At 69.8% G+C, this 21,245-nt stretch carries 7 protein-coding genes and 1 pseudogene; 2 read left to right on the top strand and 6 right to left on the bottom strand.

Features of this window, described 5'->3' with window-relative positions; genetic code table 11:
• The 3 genes and pseudogenes from VE172_RS00040 to VE172_RS00030 all read right to left on the bottom strand — a co-directional run.
• A partial coding sequence (locus VE172_RS00040; RefSeq protein WP_324795349.1) for an acyltransferase domain-containing protein occupies nucleotides 1-3,565 on the bottom strand: 3,565 nt, incomplete at its 3' end.
• Nucleotides 3,566-3,574: 9 nt separating this feature from the next.
• Nucleotides 3,575-8,716, bottom strand: a pseudogene (locus VE172_RS00035) (SDR family NAD(P)-dependent oxidoreductase); the annotation flags it as partial.
• Nucleotides 8,717-8,766: 50 nt separating this feature from the next.
• On the bottom strand, nucleotides 8,767-15,135 hold the full coding sequence (locus VE172_RS00030; RefSeq protein ID WP_324795343.1) for an SDR family NAD(P)-dependent oxidoreductase: 6,369 nt from the start codon (nucleotides 15,133-15,135) through the stop codon (nucleotides 8,767-8,769).
• Between the two features lie 400 nt (nucleotides 15,136-15,535).
• Here VE172_RS00030 and VE172_RS00025 point away from each other — a divergent pair, with 400 nt between their 5' ends.
• Both VE172_RS00025 and VE172_RS00020 read left to right on the top strand, forming a co-directional pair.
• Nucleotides 15,536-16,684: an ABC transporter substrate-binding protein gene (locus VE172_RS00025; RefSeq protein WP_324795341.1), complete on the top strand. Its 1,149-nt coding sequence runs from the start codon at nucleotides 15,536-15,538 to the stop codon at nucleotides 16,682-16,684.
• 39 nt (nucleotides 16,685-16,723) lie between these two features.
• Nucleotides 16,724-17,521: a class I SAM-dependent methyltransferase gene (locus tag VE172_RS00020; protein ID WP_324795338.1), complete on the top strand. Its 798-nt coding sequence runs from the start codon at nucleotides 16,724-16,726 to the stop codon at nucleotides 17,519-17,521.
• An 87-nt stretch (nucleotides 17,522-17,608) separates the two neighbouring features.
• Here the strand turns inward: VE172_RS00020 and VE172_RS00015 are convergent, their stop codons facing one another.
• From VE172_RS00015 to VE172_RS00005, 3 genes are all read right to left on the bottom strand, one after another.
• Nucleotides 17,609-18,013 (bottom strand): roadblock/LC7 domain-containing protein, encoded by a 405-nt coding sequence (locus VE172_RS00015; protein WP_324795335.1) that lies wholly within the window; start codon nucleotides 18,011-18,013, stop codon nucleotides 17,609-17,611.
• A gap of 22 nt (nucleotides 18,014-18,035) precedes the next feature.
• Nucleotides 18,036-20,414: a sensor histidine kinase gene (locus VE172_RS00010; RefSeq protein ID WP_324795333.1), complete on the bottom strand. Its 2,379-nt coding sequence runs from the start codon at nucleotides 20,412-20,414 to the stop codon at nucleotides 18,036-18,038.
• A gap of 513 nt (nucleotides 20,415-20,927) precedes the next feature.
• Nucleotides 20,928-21,245 (bottom strand): glycerol-3-phosphate dehydrogenase C-terminal domain-containing protein (locus VE172_RS00005; RefSeq protein WP_324795330.1); only part of this gene is annotated, 318 nt, incomplete at its 5' end.

Raw genomic sequence — 21,245 nt, 5'->3', positions numbered from 1 at the left:
CCCGGGCGCCGTCGGAAAGCGACAGGGCGCCCGCGACCACCGCCGCGGCGATCTCACCCTGGGAGTGCCCGACCACGGCGGCCGGGGTGACACCGAACGATTCCCACAGTCGGGCCAGCGACACCATCACCGCCCACGAAGCGGGCTGCACCACCGACACGTCGGTCAGGTCCCCGGCCAACTCGGCCCGCAGGTCCCAGTCGGCCACTTCGCGCAGGGCGTCGGCGCACTCGTCGAGGGCATGGGCGAACACCGGGAAGCGTTCGGCCAGAACCAGACCCATTTTCGTCCACTGTGTTCCCTGGCCCGGGAAGACGAACACCGGGTCGACGCCGCGTGGCATCGTCTCGCCGACCACCACGCTGGCGGGCGGATTCGGATCCCGTGAGGCGATGGCGTCCAGCCCCTCCCGCATCGCCGCGGGATCGTCGCCGATGACGACGGCGCGGTGGCGCATCCGTGCCCGGGTGCCGACCAGGGCCGTCGCCACCTCCTCGACGGCCAGTTCCGTTCGGGCGGCGGTGAACGCGGCGAGCTCGCGGGCCTGCGCGGCCAGGCCGTCGGGGGACTGGGCCGACAGCGGCCACGCCACCGCGCCCGGCGCCGGCGCCGGCCTCTCGACGGACGGTTGGGGCCGGTCCTCCACGATGACGTGCGCGTTGGTGCCGCTGATCCCGAAGGACGACACCGCCGAGCGGCGCGCCCGATCGCGCTCGGGCCACGGCAGGGCCTCGGTGAGCAGCTCCACCGCGCCCGCCGACCAGTCGACGTGCGCGGTGGGGGAGTCCACGTGCAGGGTGCGCGGCATCAGGCCGTGGCGCATGGCCATCACCGTCTTGATGATGCCGCCGACCCCGGCGGCGGCCTGGGCGTGGCCGATATTGGACTTCAGCGAGCCCAGATACACGGGTGTGTCGTCGGGACGGCCCCTGCCGTAGGTGGCCAGCAGGGCCTGAGCCTCGATCGGGTCCCCCAGAGCGGTGCCGGTGCCGTGCGCCTCGATCAGGTCGACGTCGGCGGCGGTCAACCCGGAGCGGGCCAGGGCCCGCCGGATCAGGTTCTCCTGGGACGGGCCACTGGGCGCCGACAGCCCGTTGCTGGCGCCGTCCTGATTGATCGCGGACCCCCGCAAGACCGCCAGCACGCGGTGACCGTGGCGCTGGGCGTCCGACAGGCGTTCCAGCACCAGCATTCCGGCGCCCTCGGCCCAGTTGGTGCCGTCGGCGTCGGAGGAGAACGACTTGCAGCGGCCGTCGGGCGCCAGGCCGCGCTGCCTGCTGAATTCGATGAACATCCCCGGGTTCGCCAGCACGGTGACCCCGCCGGCCACGGCGAGCCGGCAGTCGCCGTCCCGCAGGCCCTGCATGGCGAGGTGAACGGCCACGAGGGACGACGAGCAGGCGGTGTCGACCGTCAACGCCGGGCCCTCGAACCCGAGCGTGTAGGCGACGCGTCCGGAAAGGACACTGTTGGCGCTGCCGGTGATGATCTGTCCCTCGAGGTCCTCCGGCGCGTTGTCGAGGCGGGGTCCGTATTCCTGCGCCGAGGCGCCGGCGAACACGCCCACGCCGGTTCCCTTCAGCTGGGACGGATCGATGCCGGCGCGCTCCAGGGCCTCCCAGGTCACCTCCAGCGTGATGCGCTGCTGGGGGTCCATGGTGAGGGCCTCGCGCGGCGAGATGCCGAAGAAGCCCGCGTCGAAGTCCGCCGCCCCCGACAGGAAACCGCCCCGGGACACATAGGTCGTTCCGGGCCGCTCGCCGGTGTCGTCGATCAGGCTGTCCAGGCGCCAGCCCCGATCGGACGGGAAGTCGGCGATCGCGTCGGTGCCGTCGGCGACCAGGCGCCACAGATCCTCGGGCGACCGCACCTCGCCGGGATAGCGGCACGCCATGCCGACGATCGCGATCGGCTCGGTCGGGTCCACCGTCTCCGACTCGGCTATGTCTAGTGTGGAGGCTTCCTCGCCGACCAGCTCGCGCCGCAAACGATCCGCCAGCGCCGCGGGTGTCGGGCAGGAGTAGGCCACCGCGGCAGGAAGGTTGAGGCCGGTCGCGGCGTTGAGACTGCCCCGCAGCTCCATGGCCTTGGGCGAATCCAGGCCCGCCTCGCGAAACGAGACGTCCTCGCCGACCGCCGAGGCGCTCACGTCGCCCAGCGCGGCGGCCGTGTGCTGGCACACCAGTTCGAGCAGCAGCCGGCGTTGCTCGCCGACGCTGAGATCCGCCAGGCGACCCAGCGGCCCCTCGTCGATATTGGTCGACGCGGAGGCCAGCTCGGGCAGGTCGACGTCCCGGCCGCCCTGGAACCAGCCGCGCCGGTCGATGTCGACACCGTTGGCCCACAGGTGGGCCAGCCCGGTAAGGAAGCCGCGGGCGCCGTCCTCGCCGCGCCGCAGCGTGCCCAGGGCCGCGGCGTCGATCCCCGCGTCGTCGAAGGTCTCCTGCATTCCCACGGTCAGCACCGGATGGGCGCTGCACTCCAGGAACACCCGATACCCGTCTTCCAGCAGGGACCGGATGGCGCGGTCGAACTGGATGGGCTGGCGCAGGTTGGCCACCCAGTAGCCGGGATCCAGCGCGTTGGGGTCGACCAGCCCGCCGGTGACGGTCGAGTAGAACGGGACGCGGCAGGCGCTGGCCCTGATGGCGGAGAACTCGGACGTCAGGCGGTCGATCACCGCGTCGACGTGCGGAGTGTGGGGCGCGTAGTCCATCGCGATGCGCCGCGACCACACCCCGGCGGCCGCGCAGTCTTCCAGCAGCTCGCCGAGCGCCCCGGGCTCGCCGGAGACCACGGTGGACGAGGGGCCGTTGGCGATCGCCACCCAGATCCGGTCGTGCCACGGCGCCAACCGTTTGCGGGTCTGCTCGGCGGACAGGCCCACGGCGACCATGCCGCCGCGCCCGGACAGATCCTCCTTGATGGCCCGCGCGTACGACGTCACCACCCGGGCCCCGTCGGCCAGGGACAGCGCCCCGGCGATCACCGCCGCCGCGGTCTCGCCCTGGGAGTGGCCGACGACGGCCGCCGGGGTGATGCCGAGGGACTCCCACGCGTGCGCCAGCGACACCATGACGGCCCACAGCGCGGGCTGCATCAGGGTGACGTCGTCGAGCCAGCCGGCGTCGTCGCCCGTCAGCATCGCGGTGACGGACAGCGGGATGTGCGGACGCAGCGCCGCGTCGCACTCGCGCAGCCGCTCGGCGAAGGCGGGGGAGGTCCGCAGCAGATCGGCCGCCATGCCCGCCCACTGCCAGCCCTGGCCCGGGAACACCAGCACCGGGCGGACGTCCTGGCGCACATGGCCCACGACCACATGAGACGCGGGCCGTCCGTGCCGCAGCGCCTCGGCGCCGCCGAGCAGGCCGTCGCGGTCGTCTCCGATCAGGACGGCCCGTTGTGCGGCGGCCGGGCGGCCGGCGAGGGTGTATCCGACGTCGCGCGGGTCAAGTTCGGGACGGGATGAGACGAAGTCCGCCAACAGGTGGGCGTTGGAGCGCAGTCCACCCGTCCGTGGGCTGCTCAGTGTCCACGCGATCTCGTCAACGGAACGAATCGGCATGGTGGGGTGTCACCTTCTTCTCGTGATGGGCAAGTCACGCAGCCACTCCTCTACTCCGGGAACCCATTTGGACGCGTTGTCGGCGTGCAACAGGGAATAGTGGTCGCCGGGGGCGTTGACGACGGAATGGTCCAGGTGCCACGCGACTCGCCAACCGTCGCCAGGGGGGTCGAGCCCCTCCAGCAGATCGTCGGCCTTGACCAGCAGCGTCGGGGAGCTGAGGCTCGGCACGGTGAAGTCGAACGACGAGTAACGGGCCTCCGCGGTGATCCAGGCTTCGCCCTCGGCGACGCCGGGGGTGCGCTCGGGGATGACACCGTGAATGTGATGGATGGTCACCCACCAGCCTTGCTGGGACTCGCCCGGTCCCCAGGGGACCGGGTCCACGAGGACCAGGGCGTGCGGTTTCATGCCCAGCGCCTCCAACGCGGCGGTGGCGCGGGCGGCCATCAGGGCCCCGGCGGAGTGACCGACCATGATGAACGGTCCGGAGCCGACGGCGTCGGCGGTGGCGGCGGCCATTGCCGACGCCATCGCGTCCACCGTGGACGGTATGGGCTCGCCGTCGCGGTATCCCGGAAGCGTCAGCGTCACCGCCGGCAGGTCCGCGCCGAAGGCGTTGACGATGCCGGAGTAGTGGGTCTCGTGGCCGCCCCACACGAAGGACGGCACGCACACCAGGGTGGGCTTGGCCGGGTCGCCGTCGCGGGTCTGAGTCCACCACGGACCCGGCCCCAGCTCGGACGGCGAGTCGAACGCCTTCCTGAACCGGGCCAAGGCCATCGAGAGTTCCCGGACCTCGCCGACCCGGCTGCGATCGGCCGTCAGCAGCAGGGAGGCGAGGCTGTCGTGGACCGGCGCCGGAGTGGGCGCCGAGCCGCCGGCGTCCAGGAGGGTGGCGATGTAGTCGGCCAGCGCCTCGGGGGTGGGCTGGTCGAGCGCGACCGTGTTGGGCAGCGCGATCGACAGTTCCCGGGACAGCACGTTGCGCAGCTCGATGCCGGTGAGCGAGTCGAACCCCTCGTCCTGGAACCGACTGTCGGGTTCCAGGTCCTCCGGGCCGTCCAGTTGCAGCACGGCCGCCGCGTGAGTCCGCACCAGGTCGAGCAGTGTCTCGCGGCGTTGCCTGTCGTCGGAGGCGTCGAGACCGGGTCGCGTCGCGGGGTCGGCGTCCGGCGTCTTCCGGGTGTGCGGTTCGTGCGGCACCAGATCGCCGAGAACGGGGGGAATCGTCGCCGCGTCGGCCCGGCGGCGCAGCGCGTCGCGATCGAGCCGGACCGCGACCACGCAGCTGTCCGCGCCGGCCAGCGCCGCGTCGAACGACTCCAGGGCCTCGGCGGTCTCCAGGGGGACGAAACCGCTGCGGCCCAAGCGTTGCAGGTCGGCCCCGCTGAGCCCGGAGGTGATGCCGCTGGGCTGGCTCCACAGGCCCCAGGCGATGGACACGGCGGGCAGCCCGCGGCGGACCCGATCGCGGGCCAGGCCGTCGAGGAACCGGTTGGCGGCGGCGTAGTTGGCCTGTCCCGGTGCGCCCAGCACGCCCGCCAGGGAGGAGAACAGCACGAACGCGCTCAGGTCCTCGCCGGCGGTCAGCTCGTCCAGATGGCGGGCGGCCTCGGCCTTGGCCCGCATCACCGACTCCACCCGCCGCGGGGTGAGCTGGGCGATGACGCCGTCGTCGATGATCCCGGCGGCGTGAATGACCGCCCCCAGCGGACGATCGATGCCGCTCAGCGCCGCGGCCAGGTCCTCCCGGTCGCCGGTGTCGCACGCGATCACCTGGACGTGCGCGCCAAGCGATTCCAACGTGGACTTCAGCTCGCCGGCGCCGTCGGCGGCGATGCCGCGGCGGCTGATCAGCGCCAGGTGGCGGATCTTGTGCGCCTCGACCAGATGCCGCGCCAGGCTGGCACCGAGGGTTCCGGTTCCGCCCGTGATCAGCACCGTCCGGTCGGGGTCGAGCCGCGTGGCGCCGTTGGGCCGGTCCGCGGGCATCGGGGCCAGCCGGGGAACCGACAAGACCCCATCGGTGAGCGTGAACTCGGCCTCCCCCACGGGAAGCGCGCTCGGCACGTCGCCGTGCACGACGACGAAACGACCAGGATGCTCGGCCTCGGCCGAACGCACCAGGCCCGAGACCGCCGACCACTGGGGAGTATCCATGGTGGATCTGAAGGCGAGCGTGGAGCGGGCGAAGCGGTCGTCGGCCAGCCAGGTGCGAACCAGGCGCAGGGCCTCGGTGACCGCCGCCGTGGCATCGCCGGAGCCGTCGACCGTGGCCACGACGACCTCGGGGACGGGGGTGGGTATCGCGTCCAGGTCCGCGGAGAGACCGTCGAGGGTGAGGGCGTGGGCGATGGGGACGCCGTCGGTGGGGTCGCTCGCGATCCACGAGATCCGGTGCAGGGTGTCGGACTGGGGCGCCGACAGTGCGGGGAATTCCCGCTTGATCCAGTACCGCCGACGCTGAAACGCGTAGGTGGGCAGGTCGACTCGGCGGGCGCCGGTGCCGGCGAAATATGCCTCCCAGTCGACCCGATGGCCTCGAACGTGCACCGCCGCCAGCGCTTCGACGAGGCTGTCGGCCTCGGGGCGTCCGCGACGCGCGGCCGACACGGCCGCCGCGGTGTCGTCCAGGCACTCCAGCGCCGCCGCCGACAGCACGCCGTCGGGGCCGAGCTCGAGGAAGGTGGTCGCGCCCTGGGCGCGCAGTTCCCGCACCCCGTCGGCGAATCGCACCGGTTCGCGCACGTGCCGGACCCAGTAACGCGGCGTGCGGATCTGCGACTCCGCGGCCAGCCGTCCGCTGAGGTTGGACACCACCGGTATCTCGGGGGCGTGGTAGGTCAAACCGGACGCCACCTGGCCGAACTCGACCAGCATGTCGTCCATGAGCGGGGAGTGGAACGCGTGGCTGACGGTCAGCGGCCGGGTCTTGTGGCCCCGCTCGGCCAGCCGGGCGCCGACCTGCGCGACGGCCTCGGCGGCACCGGACACCACGACGGCCGCGGGACCGTTGACCGCCGCGATCTCCGCGCCGTCGACCAACAGCTCACGGGCCTCGTCCTCGGTGGCGCGCACCGCCAGCATCGCCCCCGCCGACGGCAGCCCGCCCATCAGGCGGCCGCGCGCCGCCACCAGCTCGCAGGCGTCCTCAAGGGACAAAATGCCGGACACGTGGGCGGCGGTGAGCTCGCCGATCGAATGCCCGGCGACGAAGCTCGGCCGCACCCCCCAGGACTCGACCAGGCGATACAGCGCCACCTCGACGGCGAACAGCGCCGGCTGGGTGTACTGGGTCTGGTGGATCGCGGTGCCTTCGGTGTCGAAGACCAGATCCCGAAGCGGGCCATCGAGGTGCGGATCCATTGCGGCGGCAACGTTGTCGAAGGCCGCGGCGAAACCCGGATACGCGCGATACAGTTCCCGGCCCATTCCGGGGCGCTGGCTTCCCTGGCCCGTGAACAGGATGGCGAGCTTGCCGCCCGCGACCTTTCCGGACACCACGCGCGCCGACCGCTCGTCGTCGGCCAGGCAACGCAGGCCCTCGGCCAGTTCCGCGGGGTCGTGCGCCATCACCACCGCGCGATGGTCGAATGTGGACCTCCCGGTTGCCAGGGAATGTCCGATGTCGATCGGGCGCGACGCGGAGTGCCCGCTCAGCCGCTTCGCCTGGCCCCGCAACGCTTCGACGGATCGCGCGGACAGCGGTACCGGTACCACCGCGAGGGCGGGCGCCGAGGCGGCATCCTCGTTCTCCTCGCGCGGCTCGACGGGCGCCTCTTCGACGATCACGTGGGCATTGGTGCCGCTGATGCCGAACGAGGACACCCCGGCGCGCCGCGGGCGGTCGGTGCGCGGCCACGGCACGGCCTCGGTCAGCAGGCTCACGTCCCCGCTGTCCCAGTCGACGTGGGGGCTCGGCTCCTCCACGTGCAGGGTCCGGGGCAGCGTCTCGTGGCGCATCGCCATCACCATCTTGATGACGCCCCCGACCCCGGCCGCGGCCTGGGCGTGGCCGAAGTTGGACTTCAGCGAGCCCAGATACAGGGGCCGCCCCGGCTCCCGGGTCTGGCCGTAGGTGTTGATGAGCGCCTGGGCCTCGATGGGATCGCCCAGCACGGTCCCGGTCCCGTGACCCTCCACGGCGTCCACGTCGGCGGCGCCGAGGTTCGACGCGCTCAGGGCGGCGCGGATCACCCGCTCCTGGGACGGGCCGTTCGGCGCGGTGAGCCCGTTGCTGGCACCATCCTGGTTGACGGATGAACCCTTGAACACCGCCAGCACGGGGTGGCCGAGGCGCTGGGCGTCCGACAGACGCTCCACCGCGAGCATGGCGGCCCCCTCGGCCCAGTTCGTGCCGTCGGCGTCGGAGGAGAACGACTTGCAGTGGCCGTCGGGCGCCAGACCGCGCTGCCGACTGAACTCCACGAAGACCCGGGGCCCGGCGATCACGGTCACGCCGCCGGCCAGCGCCAGATCGCACTCGCCCGATCGCAGGGCCGCCATCGCCATGTGTATGGCCACAAGGGACGACGAGCACGCCGTGTCCACCGTGATGGCCGGCCCCTCCAGGCCGAGGGTGTACGACACCCGGCCCGACAGCACGCTGCTGCTGTTGGCGGTCCCCAGCTGGCCCTCGAAGCCCTCGGTGTCGGCCTCGAGCGGCGGGCAGTACTCCTGGGTGAAGGAGCCCACGTATACCCCGGTTCCGCTGCCGCGCAGGGAGACCGGGTCGATGCCGGCGCGTTCGAGGGCCTCCCAGCTCACCTCGAGCGTGAGCCGCTGCTGCGGGTCCATCGCGACGGCCTCGCGCGGCGAGATGCCGAAGAAGCCCGGATCGAACTCGGCGGCACCGGACAGGAAACCACCGACGTTCACCGTCGACGAACCGGACCGTTCGCCGGAGGGATCATGAAGCGCTCCCAGATCCCAGCCCCGATCGACGGGGAACGGGACGACGGCGTCGCCTCCCGCCTCGACCAGACGCCACAGATCCTCGGGTGACTCCACATCGCCGGGGTAGCGACAGGCCATGCCAACGACGGCGATCGGCTCGTGCCTGGACGCCTCGGCGTGCCGCAACCGTTGGCGGGCATCACTCAGGTCGACCACAGCCCGGCGCAGATACTCGCGCAGCTTGTCTTCTGTGGAGCCGTTGTTCATCTCATTCGTATCCTTGAGAGGATTGGATAAGCGAGTCAGGTGGATCCCAACTCGTTGTCGATCAACGCGAACATCTCCTCGTCGGTTGCGGAGTCAAGGGCGTCCTTGGCCATGACCTCGCCGTCCGGAGTCTGCGGGCCGTTCCACTTCCACAGCAAGGTCTCCAGGCGCTTGGCTATTCTGTCGCGGTTTTCGGCGTCCGGCGAAATCTCGTTCAGTCGCGCCTCGAGCTGGTCGAGCTCGTCGTCCAGCGGCAGCGCGTTCGACTCCTCGGGAAGCATTTCGGTGCCGATCCGGTCGGCGAGCGCCGAGGGCGTGGGGTGGTCGAAGACCACGGTGCTCGACAGGCGAAGCCCGGTGAGCCGGTTGAGGTGGTTGCGCAACTCGACGGCGGTCAGGGAGTCGAAGCCGATGTCGTGGAACGGGCGATCCGCCGGCACGTCATCGCTGGAGTCGAAGCGCAGCACCGTCGCCGCGTGCGACCTCACCAGGTCGAGCAGGATCTGCCGTCCTTCCAGCGGGGACGCCGCGGCCAGGCGCTGGCGCAGCTTGCCGCTGCTGTCCTTGTGCGACGTCGACGTCCGGCGCCGCGTCGAACCGATCAATCCCTGGAACACCGGCGGCAGATCGCCGTCGCGGGCGTGGGCCCGCAATTGGCGCATGTCGAACTTGACCGCGAGCGGGCAGGGATCCCACGAGGTCAGGCTGGCGTCGAACATCGACATGCCCTCGTCGGTGCTCAGCGCGGCGAAACCGTTGCCGGTCAACCGCTCCAGGTCCTGGGTGGACAGCTGTCCGGTGATGCCCGACGCCTGGGCCCACAGCCCCCAGGCGATCGACACCGCGGGACGTCCGTGGCGGCGGCGCTGGCGGGCCAGCCCGTCCAGGTAGGCGTTGGCCGCGCCGTAGTTCGACTGTCCGGGGGAACCGAGGGTCCCGGCGGCCGAGGAGAACAGCACGAAGCGGTCCACGCCGAGGCCGTCGGTGAGTTCGTCGAGGTGCCGCGCGGACTCGGCCTTGGTGCGCAGCACGAGATCCAGCTGCTCGGCCGTCATGCCGTCGACCACGCCGTCGACCACGATCCCGGCGGTGTGGACGACCGCCCCGAGCCGGCGATCGAGGGTGCCCAGCAGCGCCGCGACGGCGTCGCGATCGGCGACGTCGCACGATTCGATCCGCACCCGGGCGCCGGCTCCGGCCAGTTCGGTGGCCAGCGCGGCGGCGCCGGGGGCGTCCGGGCCGCGGCGGCTGGTCAACAGCAGGTCGCGGACGCCGTGGCGGGTCACCAGGTGCCGCGCCAGCGCCCCACCGAGGGTGCCGGTGCCGCCGGTGATCAGGACGGTGGCGTCGGGGTCCCACTCGAACGGCAGGGTCACCACGAGCTTGCCGAGGTGCTTGGCCTTGCGCATCAAGCGGAAGGCCGACTGGGCCCGCTCGATCGGGAAGGTGCTCATCAGCGGGGGTTGGAAGACCCCCTCGGCCAGCAGCCGGTGCACGTGGGCCATCGCCTGGTCGGAGTCGTCGCGATCGCCGGTGTCGAGGAACTCGTAGCGGACGCCCGGATGGGAGGCGGCGACCACCTTGGCGTCGCGGACATCGGTCTTGCCCAGCTCGATCAGGCGCCCGCCCCGGGGCATCAGGTCCAATGTGGCGTCGGTGAAGTCGCCGGCCAGCGAGTTCAACACCACGTCGACGCCCTCGCCGTTGGTCGTGGCCATGAACGTGTCGCGGAAGTCCAGGGTGCGGGTCGACGCGATGTGGTCGTCGTCGAAGCCCATGCGCCGCAACAGATGCTGCTTCGGGGGACTGGCGGTGGCGAACACCTCGGCGCCCAGATGCCGGGCGATCTGGATCGCCGCCAATCCGAGGCCGCCGGTCGCCGAGTGCACCAGCACGCGTTCTCCCGGCTGGGTTCGTGCCGCGTCGACCAGGCTGAGCCACGCGGTGACGAATCCGACCGGGACGGAGGCACCCTGGGCGAAGGTCCATCCCTCGGGAAGCGGCACCAGCGTCGGGGCCTCGCCGATCGAGATCGGCGCTATCGCGTCCTCCAGGAACCCCATGACGCGGTCGCCGACGGACAGCGTGGTCACCTCGGAACCGACCTCCAGGACGACGCCGGCGCCCTCGAACCCGATGTGCAGTCCCCTGAGCCGGTCGGCCATGCCCATCGACACGACGATGTCACGGAAGTTGAGCCCGGCGGCGCCGACCTTGATGCGTACCTCCTGGGGCGCCAGGGGCCGGGTGGCGCACTCGGAGGTCATGATCTCCATGCCGCCGTCGTCGGTGACGCCCAGGCGCCAGTTCGAGTCGTTCGGCAGGGCGTAGACGGCCTCATTGTCCTCACGGGACAGTCGTCGCCTCATCGCCTGCTCGCCGCTCACCCGCACCTCGGGCTCGCCTCCGGCGAGCACGCCCAGCGCCTCGGGCATCGCGGTGGGGGACACGGTCTCGTCGGCGTGCAGTAGCCCGAACCTGCCAGGATGCTCGGCCTGGGCCGCCCGAACGAGTCCGGCGACCGCCGAGCTCACCGGCGTGTCGCCCGGCAGCTCGAACACCAGCGTGGTGTCGGTGTAGCGGTCGTCGGCCAACCAGCCGCGCACCAACGCCAACGCGCCGGATACCACATGGGACAGTTCGCCGTCGACGTCGACGGCGGCCACCACGGCGCTGGGCAGAGGATCGCCGAGCGCGTCGGGGGTGACGCCGGCGCCCAAGCGGCGGAAATCGTCGTGGGGCGTCGTCTCGTCGGCCGGCACCCAGTCCACGCCGATCGGCGCGTCGGCGGCGCGGTCGGCGCCCGGGGCCGAACCGGCGGGCAGCTCGCGGACGACCAGCGATTCGATGCGGGCCAAGGGTTGCCCGCCGGAGTCGCCGAGGTGGATGGTCACCGAGTCGGGCCCCTGCGGCGTCACGCGCACCCGCGCCGCCGCCGCGCCCGCGGTGAACAACTCGACGCCGTTCAGCGCGAACGGCAGGCCCAGTTCGCCGCGGGCCACCCGGTCGACGACCGCGGTCTGCAGCGCCGCGTCCAGGAGGGCCGGGTGGATCCCGAAGTTCTCGGCCTCTGCGGCGCGGTCGGCGGGCAGCTCGATCTCGGAGTAGAACTCCTCACCGTCCCGCCAGGCGGTGCGCAGGCTCTGGAAGGACGGCCCCCAGCTCAGCCCGGACTCGGTGGCGGCGCGGTCGTAGAAGTCGCTCAGGTCAATGGACTCGGCGCCCGGTGGCGCGACGGTGCCCGCGAATGCGGCCCCGGCGTCGTCGCGGTTGTCCAGCACCGCCGAGGCATGGGCGGTCCAGGACTCCTCGCCGTCGACGCATCCGTACAGCTCGGCGACGGTGCGCCCGTCATCGTCCGGTTCGGACAGCCGCATCTGGATCCGGACACCGGCACCGTCGGGGATCACCATCGGATCCCTCAGGGTCAGCTCGCCGATCCGGTCGTGCCCGGTGAGTTCGCATGCGTGCAGCGCGATCTCGGTGATGGCCGCGCCCGGCACCAGAACCCTTCCGGCGACGACATGGTCGGCCAGCCAGGGGTGCGACGACACCGACAGGTGCCCGGTGAGCAGCATCCGGTCGCCGGTCGCCAGCGCCACCGTGGCTCCCAGCAGGGGATGGTCGGCGCCCGTCACGCCGGTGCCCGTCATGTCGCCGAGCCGGGAGTCGAAGGGCTGCCAGTAGCGGGTGTGCTGGAACGGATAGGTGGGAAGGTCGATCTTGCGCGCCCCGGTGTCCGCGTAGAACGCCTTCCAGTCGATCCGCACGCCCCGGGCGAACAGGCGCGCCATGGTGCCGTTCAGCGCCGTCGCGTCGTCCTGGCCCCGGGTCAGGGAGGCGATGAAGGCCTCCGGCTCGGTGTCCACACAGTCCTGAGCCATGGTGGTCAGCGCCCCGTCGGGACCGAGCTCGACGAAGGTCGTCACCCCGCGATCGGCCAGGGCGCGGACGCCGTCCAGGAACAGCACGGGTTCGCGCACGTGCCGCACCCAGTAACGGGGGTCGCGGATCTCGTCGGCGTCGACCGGCCGACCGGTGAGATTGGAGATCATCGGGATGCTCGGGGCGTGGTAGTCCAGGCGCGCGGCCACGGCCCCGAACTCCTCCAGCATGTCGTCCATGCGCGGGGAGTGGAACGCGTGGCTCACGGTCAGCCGACGGGTCTTGCGACCGCGACCGGAGAACTCCGCGACGATCCGGTCCACGTCCCGCTCGTCGCCGGACACGACGATGGACTGTGGCCCGTTGACGGCGGCGATGGTGACGCGCGGACTCAGCGACGGCGTGACCTCCTCGCGCGTGGCCATGATCGCGGCCATCGCGCCGCCGCCGGGCAGCCGCTGCATCAGCCGCCCGCGCGCGGCCACCAGCTCGCAAGCGTCCTCAAGCGACAGCACGCCGGAGACGCAGGCGGCCGACAGCTCGCCGATGGAGTGGCCGGCGACGAAGTCGGGGCGCACGCCCCAGGCCTCCATCACCCGGTACAGGGCCACCTCGACGCAAAACAGCGCCGGTTGGGTGTACTCGGTCTGGTGGATCGCGTCGGGGTCGTCGCCGAACATCACCTCGCGCAGCGGGCGGTCGAGGTGCTTGTCGAGCTTCTCGCAAACGGCGTCGAGGGCCTGCGCGAACAGCGGATCGGACTGGTAGAGCCGGTGGCCCATGCCCAGGCGCTGGCTGCCCTGCCCGGTGAACAGGAACGCCAGCTTGCCGTCGGTGATCGGGCCCCGCACCACGCCGGCCGACTCGCCGTCCTCGGCCAGCGCGCGCAACGCCGCCGTTCGCTCGGCGAGGTCGTGGCCGGAGATGGCGCCGCGGCAGGGCAGGGCGGCGCGAGTGGTCACCAGCGAGTAGCCCACGTCGGTGGGGGAGAGACCCGGGTTCGCCCCGACGTGTGACAACAGCCGAGACGCCTGTTCCCGAAGCGCGGCATCGGATCGGGCCGACAGCACCCAGGGCGCGCCCGCTACCGCACCGGCCCGGGGCGTCGCCCGGTCGACGGGTGCGCCCGGGGCGGGGGCCTCCTCCAGGATGACGTGGGCGTTGGTGCCGCTGATCCCGAAGGCCGATACGGCCGCGCGCCGGGTGCGTTCACCCGCGGGCCATGGCACCGGATCGGTCAACAGCTTGACGGTGCCGGACGACCAGTCCACGTGCGGCGTCGGCTCGTCGACGTTTTGGGTCTTTGGCAGAACGTTGTGACGCAACGCCATCACGGTCTTGACGACGCCGCCGAGCCCGGCGACGGCCCCGGAGTGACCGAAGTTCGACTTCAGGGAACCCAGCCACAGGGGCCGGTCGGCGGGCCGGTCGGCGCCGTAGGTGGTGAGCAGTGCCTCGGCCTCGATCGGGTCGCCCAGGCGGGTGGAGGTGCCGTGGCCCTCGACGGCGTCGATGTCGGAGGGCGTGAGCCGGGCGTCCCGCAGGGCCCGCTGGATCACCATCTGCTGTGCGATGCCGTTCGGCGCGGTGAGGCCGTTGCTGGCGCCGTCCTGGTTGGTGGCCGAGCCCCGCAGCACGGCCAGCACCTGGTCGCCGTCGCGGCGGGCGTCGGACAGGCGCTTCAAGACGATGACGGCGGCGCCCTCGGCCCAGTTGGTGCCGTCAGCCGAGGCCGAAAACGACTTGCACCGCCCGTCGGTGGCCAGGCCGTGTTGCCTGCTGAACTCGACGAACATTCCCGGGGTCGTCATGACCGTCGCGCCGCCGGCCAGCGCCAGATCGCACTCCCCGGAACGCAGGCCGCGCATCGCCAGGTGGGTCGCCACCAGGGACGCCGAGCATGCGGTGTCCACCGTGAGGGCCGGGCCGTGCAGCCCGAGCGTGTACGCCACCCGACCCGACATCACGCTCGTGGCGCGCCCCGCCAGGACGTGGCCGGCGAGCTCTTCGGGGGCCTCGAACATCCGGGGCCCGTAGTCGGCGTCGCTGCCGCCGGTGTAGATCGCGGTCGGTGTGCCCTTCAGGGTGAGCGGGTCGATGTGCGCCCGTTCCAGTGCCTCCCAGGACGTCTCGAGCAGCAGGCGCTGCTGCGGGTCCATCGCGGTGGCCTCGCGCGGCGAGATGCCGAAGAACGGGGCGTCGAAGCCCGCCGGGTCGTCGAGGAAGCCGCCGACACGCACGTAGGAGGAGCCCGGGGAGTCGTCGTCGGAGTCGTACAGGGTGTCCAGATCCCAGTCGCGATCGGTGGGGAACGGCGTCAGGACGTCTCGCCCGCTGTCGACCAGCTCCCAGAGCTCCTCCGGCGAGGTGACCCCGCCGGGGAAGCGGCATGCCATGCCGACGATCGCGATCGGCTCGTGAGCGGCGTCTTCGGTGTCGCTCAGTCTCTGTTTGGCACGACGAAGGTCGGAGGTCACACGCTTCAGGTAATCGCGCAACTTGGCTTCGTCGGAGGACATCGATACATCCTTAGGGCTCGAACTGGCACCGCACCGGCGCAACCTTACAAACAAAGTCAGCCAGTGTAAAGCAGGCCCTCCCCTTTACCCACAAATTAACTACGGCAACGCATGGATCTTGGATTACGTCCACATAGCATTAATCGTCCGGCAGGTGAACAACGAGGTGAGAGCGGCGGGCCGGCCGGCGCGCGTGGCGGCGGCGACGTGCGGCAGAAAGCCCAAATCCATCGGCATCATTGCCTGTCGTGGCTGGTATTGTGGGCTCGCTTGTCCCGTGCCCACCCCCACCGGCACGGGTTCGGCTTGATGGGTTCGAATCTGACCCTCCATTTTCGAGGATTACAGTATGAAGTACAGCAAGTCCACAAAGCTCACAGCGATCGCGACAATCGGGTTGGTGATTGGAGCGCTCGCCGGATGCACCGCGTCCAAAACCGAGGACACAGAGAAGGTGGACATCGGCCTCCTCATGCCGCTCACCGGGGCGTACGCCCCGCCGGGCAAGGACATGAAGGACGCGGTCGAACTGTATCTGGACCTGCACCACAACAAGCTCGGCGGCCGCGACGTCGACGTGCATTACGGGGACGAGGGTGACAGCCCCAAGACGTCGGTGCCGGAGGCCAAGCGGCTCCTGAACAAGTACAAGGTGGACGTCATGGCCGGCGCGGCCAGCTCCGCCAACTACGCCGCGGTGGCGCCCGAAACCGTCAAACACGAGATCCCGTTCATCGGCATCGGCGGCCAGCCGGACCTCAAGCAGATGGGCCTGGACAACGAGTGGCTGTGGCAGGCCGCGGTGCTTCCGGACCGTTCGGGCGTGGCCATGGCCCCCTATATCGCCTCGCATGTGAAGGGCCCGGTCTATGCCATCGGGCCGGACTACGTCGGCGGTTACGCCATCGTCGGAGGATTCGTCAAGCCCTTCCTCAAGGCCGGCGGACAGCTGGCGAACCCCTCTGGTCAACCGACCTGGACGCCGTGGCCCAAGACCAAGGACTACAGCAAGTACTTCCAGGAGATCGCGCAGTCCAACGCCAAGGCGATCTACTCGTTCTATCTGGGCCAGCCCGCGGTCGACTTCGTCAAGCAGTACGCGAAGTCGGAGGTCAAGGACATCCCGATGTACAGCTCCTTCCTCACCGAGGGACCGTCCCTTGAGGCCGAGGGCGCCTCGGCCAAGGGGATCTACACCGCGATGAACTACAGCCCCGACATCGACAACGCGGCCAACCGCCGATTCGTCTCCGACTGGAGCAACAAGTACCCCGATCGGCAGACGAACTTCTACTCGCTCGACGGTTGGGACACGGTGCACATCCTGGACCAGGCCATCGGCCGCATCGACAAGGACAAGAAGGTCACCGGGGCCACCATCAACGAGGCGCTGGGGCACCTGGGAACCATCGACAGCCCGCGCGGGACCTGGCAGTTCTCGGAGAAGACCCATGCCCCGGTGCAGAAGTGGTATCTGCGTCAGGTGGCCGGGGACGGCCCCAGTCTTTCGAATGTGGTCATCCAGGAACTAGCTACATTGGACGGATGACCTCGAGTCCTGTTCGCCCATCGAGAAAGGAATACCTGAATGAGCGAAAAGCCGTACATTTTCGATACGAAGGGTACGGACATCGGCAGGCAGCACCTCAGCTATGTCGAGACCATCTTCGACCGTACATCGACCCAGTTCCTGGAAGAGATCGACATCAAGCCCGGCCAGCGGTGCCTGGACGTGGGCGCGGGTGCCGGCTCGATAACGCGGTGGATGGCGGACAAGGTGGGCGACCAGGGCAAGGTCGTCGCGCTCGACAAGAACGTCGGCTACATCGAAGAGACCGCCAACATCGAGACCCACGAATGCGACGTCATCGAGGGACTCCCGGTTGACGGAACCTTCGACGTCATTCACGTTCGGCTGCTGCTCATGCACCTCCCGCAGCGAGAGGCCATCTTCAAGACCCTTGTGGACGCGCTCGCTCCCGGTGGCTGGCTTGTGATCGGCGACTTCAACGGTCGCCCCCAGACCGCCATCGAGGTCCCCAAGGAGTCGGACCGGAAGGTGTGGGAACACGTCATGTACCTGTCCCACGGCGTGGTCAGCCCGGCGATGGGCATCGACTTCGACTGGGCGCTGACGGTTTCGCGGCACATGGAGGAGGCGGGGCTGAACACGATCGACGCCCTGGAGTACTCCAACACGGTCCGCGGTGGAAGCGCCGGCTGCATGATGCACCTGAATTTGAACATGCAGGCGGAGCCGCTGCTGCGCAAGCACGGCGCCACCACCGAAGAGATCGAGCGCTACCGCGAGCTGATGGTCGACCCGCACTTCAGCGCGTGGTTCTACCACTTCATCCTGACCCGCGGACAAAAGCCCACGGTCTGATCCGGCCAACGGCGCGAAGGGGCCGGGACTCGTTGGAGAACGAGTCCCGGCCCCTTCCTTTGTTCGCTTAGCGCTTCCGCCGCGATGTCACCATCGTGCGTCGGAGGCGTGCACCCGGGCGCTGGGGGAGATCGCCGGGCCGATCTGGTTGATCAATTCGGCCAGTTCATGGCCCACCTGCCCAATGTCGCAGTCGTAGCTGGCAAGGGCCAGCAGACTCGCTCCACTGTTGATGGCCATGGAGAACATGTAACCGCCATGCATTTCCGCTAGACAGCTGATCACCGGATCCGCTTGCAACGCACGGGCGGCTCCGCCCAGCAGGCTCACTAGACCCGAGGCGATGGCAGCCAAACGGTCGGCGTCGTCCTCGGGCAATTCCGCGTTGCGTGCGATCAAGAGACCGTCCGCGGCAACCGCGATGACATGGGATACATCCGGCACTCTGTCTATGAAGGCATTGAGCAAGAAATCCAAGTCGTGTGAAGTCACGTTGTGTTCCTCGATCTGTCAGTCAGTTGGGGGGTTGGGAACGATTTCGGCCTCGTGCACGTACGTACGCGGCGTATGTCGCACCGACAGATTGCGGATCCCTATACGTGGGCATGGCTTGGGATGCGACGGATTCGGGCACCGGCGGCGCGACGCCACCGGGTACCAACTGGGCCATGGGCTCACGACGCGGGAGACCGTCCTCGGGGATGTCGTCGATCGCCTGGGTCGCTTGCTCCGCCGCCCGCCAGCCGGCCTCGGCCGGCGACTCGTGGTTGAAGCCCATCGTTCTCGGCCGCTCGGGCCGATCGGAGATGGCGGGCTGAACGGCGGTGTGATGCTCGTTGGGGCTGTTCGTCTCGGCGCGCCCGGTACCCCAGTCGAAACGCAGGATGGGCATCCCGGCGGCGCCGTCGGTGCTGAATCGGCTTCCCTTGGGGATGTCGCTTTCGGGGACCAGCTGCTGGCGGCTGCCGTGATGCGTGTTCGGCCCGGGCCTGCGCCGGTCGGGCTTGGACGGGGCCGCCTCCACGGAGGCACCCTCCCGCTTCCGCCGGGTACGGGTGAACAGCGGCGCACGGCGGGAGGAGCGGCCGTCATCGGGCCCCGAGCCGATGGCGCGGGGATCGCGCCTTTCCTCGAGGATCGACACCGGAAGCGACACCTCGGCAAGGGTTCCCCCGGTCGCGGCCTTGCGCAGTTCGACGCCGATGCCGTGCAGCGCCGCCAGGTTGCCCACCACGGTGAGGCCCATGGCCTGGATCGCTTCCAGGTCCAGGGGCGTCTGGGTGGCCAGCCGCTTGTTGAGGTACGCGATGCGATCCTCGGGGATTCCCATGCCGCGGTCATTGATCTGGATGACCATGCGGTCGGCCAACAGCCGGGCGGTGACGTTCACCGAGTGTTCGGAATACCGCGTGGCGTTGTCCAGCAGCTCGGCGAGCAGCTTGGCGACGTCGTCCACCGTGGCGGCCTTGAGCGAGATCCCGTCGTCCACCGCGCCGATCTGAATGCGCTGATACTGCTCGATCTGGCTCTGCGCGGCGGTGAGCACATTGGCGACGGTTTCGTTGGAGGCGCGAGCCTTGGCGGGCGACGCGCCACCGAGAACCAGAAGGCTGTCGTTGGTCCGGCCGAACAGGGTCACCAGGTGGTCCAGCGCGAACAGGCGCTCCAACCGGTCGGGGTCCTGCTCGTTGCGTTCGGCCTCGTCCAGCACGGCGGTGAGCCGGCCACTCAACGAATGACCGCGACGCGCCAGGCGGACGAACATCGCGCCGATGTGGAGTCGAAGCAGCGCCTGGTGGGCGGCGACCCGGATCGCTTCCTGGTTCACCTCGTTGAACGCCCGGCCGACGTCGGCGAGCTCGTCCTTGCCGCGGATCTTGACCGGTGGGGTCGACTTCCGGGCGAACTCGTCCGGGGTCTGTTCACCCAGCACGTTGTGGTCGTCGAGTTGCGCGACCGCCTCGGGCAGGCTCTTGGTGGCCACGTGGTGAGCGGAGTCCCGCAGTCGGCGCAGGCCCCGCACCACCGGGCCACCCAGCCAGGTGGCCATCACCAGGGCGATGAGAACGGCGATGACGACGCCGGCGATCTGTACGCCGGTGAGCGTGTACTGCTGGTCGCGCAGCACCTTGACGTCGTGAACCACCTGGGAGTCGATCTTGTGCTGGACCTTTTGCAGCTGGTCGGCGCGGTGGTTCATCGCCGATATCCACTTGCTCTTGTCGACCTTCATATCGCTGCCCGGAGGGGTACGCAGCGCCTCGTCCTCGAGCGACTTGGCGTCGACCATTTTGGACCCGAGCTGGGACTGTTCCAGCCAGGACTGCCATTTGGCCGGGGCGACGGAGTCGAAGTTGAGGGTGGAGTCGATGGCGCCGGTGTTGGCGGCGGTGATCGCCTGATAGTTGGCCTCGGAAAGCTTGCCCTGGTCGAGCGCGCGAAGCACGATTTCGGTTTCGGTGCTTTGGTACTCGATGGTGCGCGACAGCAGCGTCGAGGCGCGGATCTTGTCGGCCGCCGCCGAGACCGCCACCTGGGGTACCGACTCGCGGTACGACAGGAGTTCGGCGATGGTGATCCGGTAGGCGAACGCGGTCGAGGAGGCGGGCTTGCCGCTGACCGCGACGCGCTCGCGAACCGAGTCCAGGCCCTTGAGGTCGGTGTCGACGCGGTCGAGGATCGCGGTGGTGGTGGCCGAGGTGTCGGTCAATTTCTTGCGCGACTGGCGATATTTGGAAATCGCCTTGTCGGTCTTGGCGATTTGATCGTCGTACTGATTCTTGACCGTGGAGCTGTCGCCGCCGGTCAAAAGGTCCACCGCGACGGTTCTTTCCGCCTGCAGGTTGTAGATCAGTTCTCCCGCCGACTGGTTACAGGCGACCAGGTTGCGCAATTGGCGGGCTTGAAGGGCCTCACTCCCGGTAGTGATGACGGCCAAGGCGGCAAATGCCAGGACGGCTATCACTGGAACGGCGACAAGGAGAGCTAGCTTCTGTCTGATCTTCACTTCGTCACCGAGACCTAACAATCATGTGCATACCTCGAAAAAGCCCGTCAACCGGCGGATATGGAGTCGCAGCCTGGGACACAGTGCGCCTTGGGGCGATAGGGAACGCCACCAGTTCCTTACCACGCGTGTAGTTCCTTCTTATTGGGAGCCAAGGCAAGGGCAACGACTTCGTCGTTCACCCGCCGGAGGCTACACGTCAAACGACGATGTGGCAAGAATATTGTGGACGGATTGGAGCAACGCAAAGGTCCGCACGCGTAGAGTCGCCGAATTGACGCGGTCCTCATTCAGCATCGCCGCCCGACATCGTGGGCACGGGTGCTGGCGTATCTACGCCACGACCGCGTCGCGACGCCTGGGAGCGGCCGTGGTGACGGCCCTCGCGACGGCTACGGCTCAGCCGCACAGCATCTCCTCGGCGGCGGGGACGGCGGCGGCGCGGGCCGCCGGATGGAACCCGACGCGCGTGCGCCGATCGAGCAGATCGTCGACATCGAGCGCGCCCTCGTGGCGCACCGCGAAACGCAGTTCGGCGGCGGTGGCGTCAACGCCGGGAGCCAAGGGCCGCAACAGTTCGGGGTGACCGTCGGCCGCCGCGACCACCGCGGGCGCCTCGGTGCCGTAGCGCCTGACGAGGCGCGGCGGCGCGTCGACCGCGTCCAGCCGCGCGGCGTTGGCGGCGCCCACCAATGGCAGCCGTCGGGTGCGGCAGGC

The organism is Stackebrandtia sp. (genome assembly GCF_035643755.1).
Lineage (GTDB): Bacteria > Actinomycetota > Actinomycetes > Mycobacteriales > Micromonosporaceae > Stackebrandtia.
Note: the sequence above shows the minus strand (reverse complement) of the source record. Positions and strands in the feature narration are given on the sequence as shown.

Coding starts and splice junctions, on each gene's coding strand:
- VE172_RS00030 (WP_324795343.1), bottom strand. CDS start 15,135: ATGTCCTCCGACGAAGCCAAGTTGCGCGATTACCTGAAGCGTGTGACC.
- VE172_RS00020 (WP_324795338.1), top strand. CDS start 16,724: ATGAGCGAAAAGCCGTACATTTTCGATACGAAGGGTACGGACATCGGC.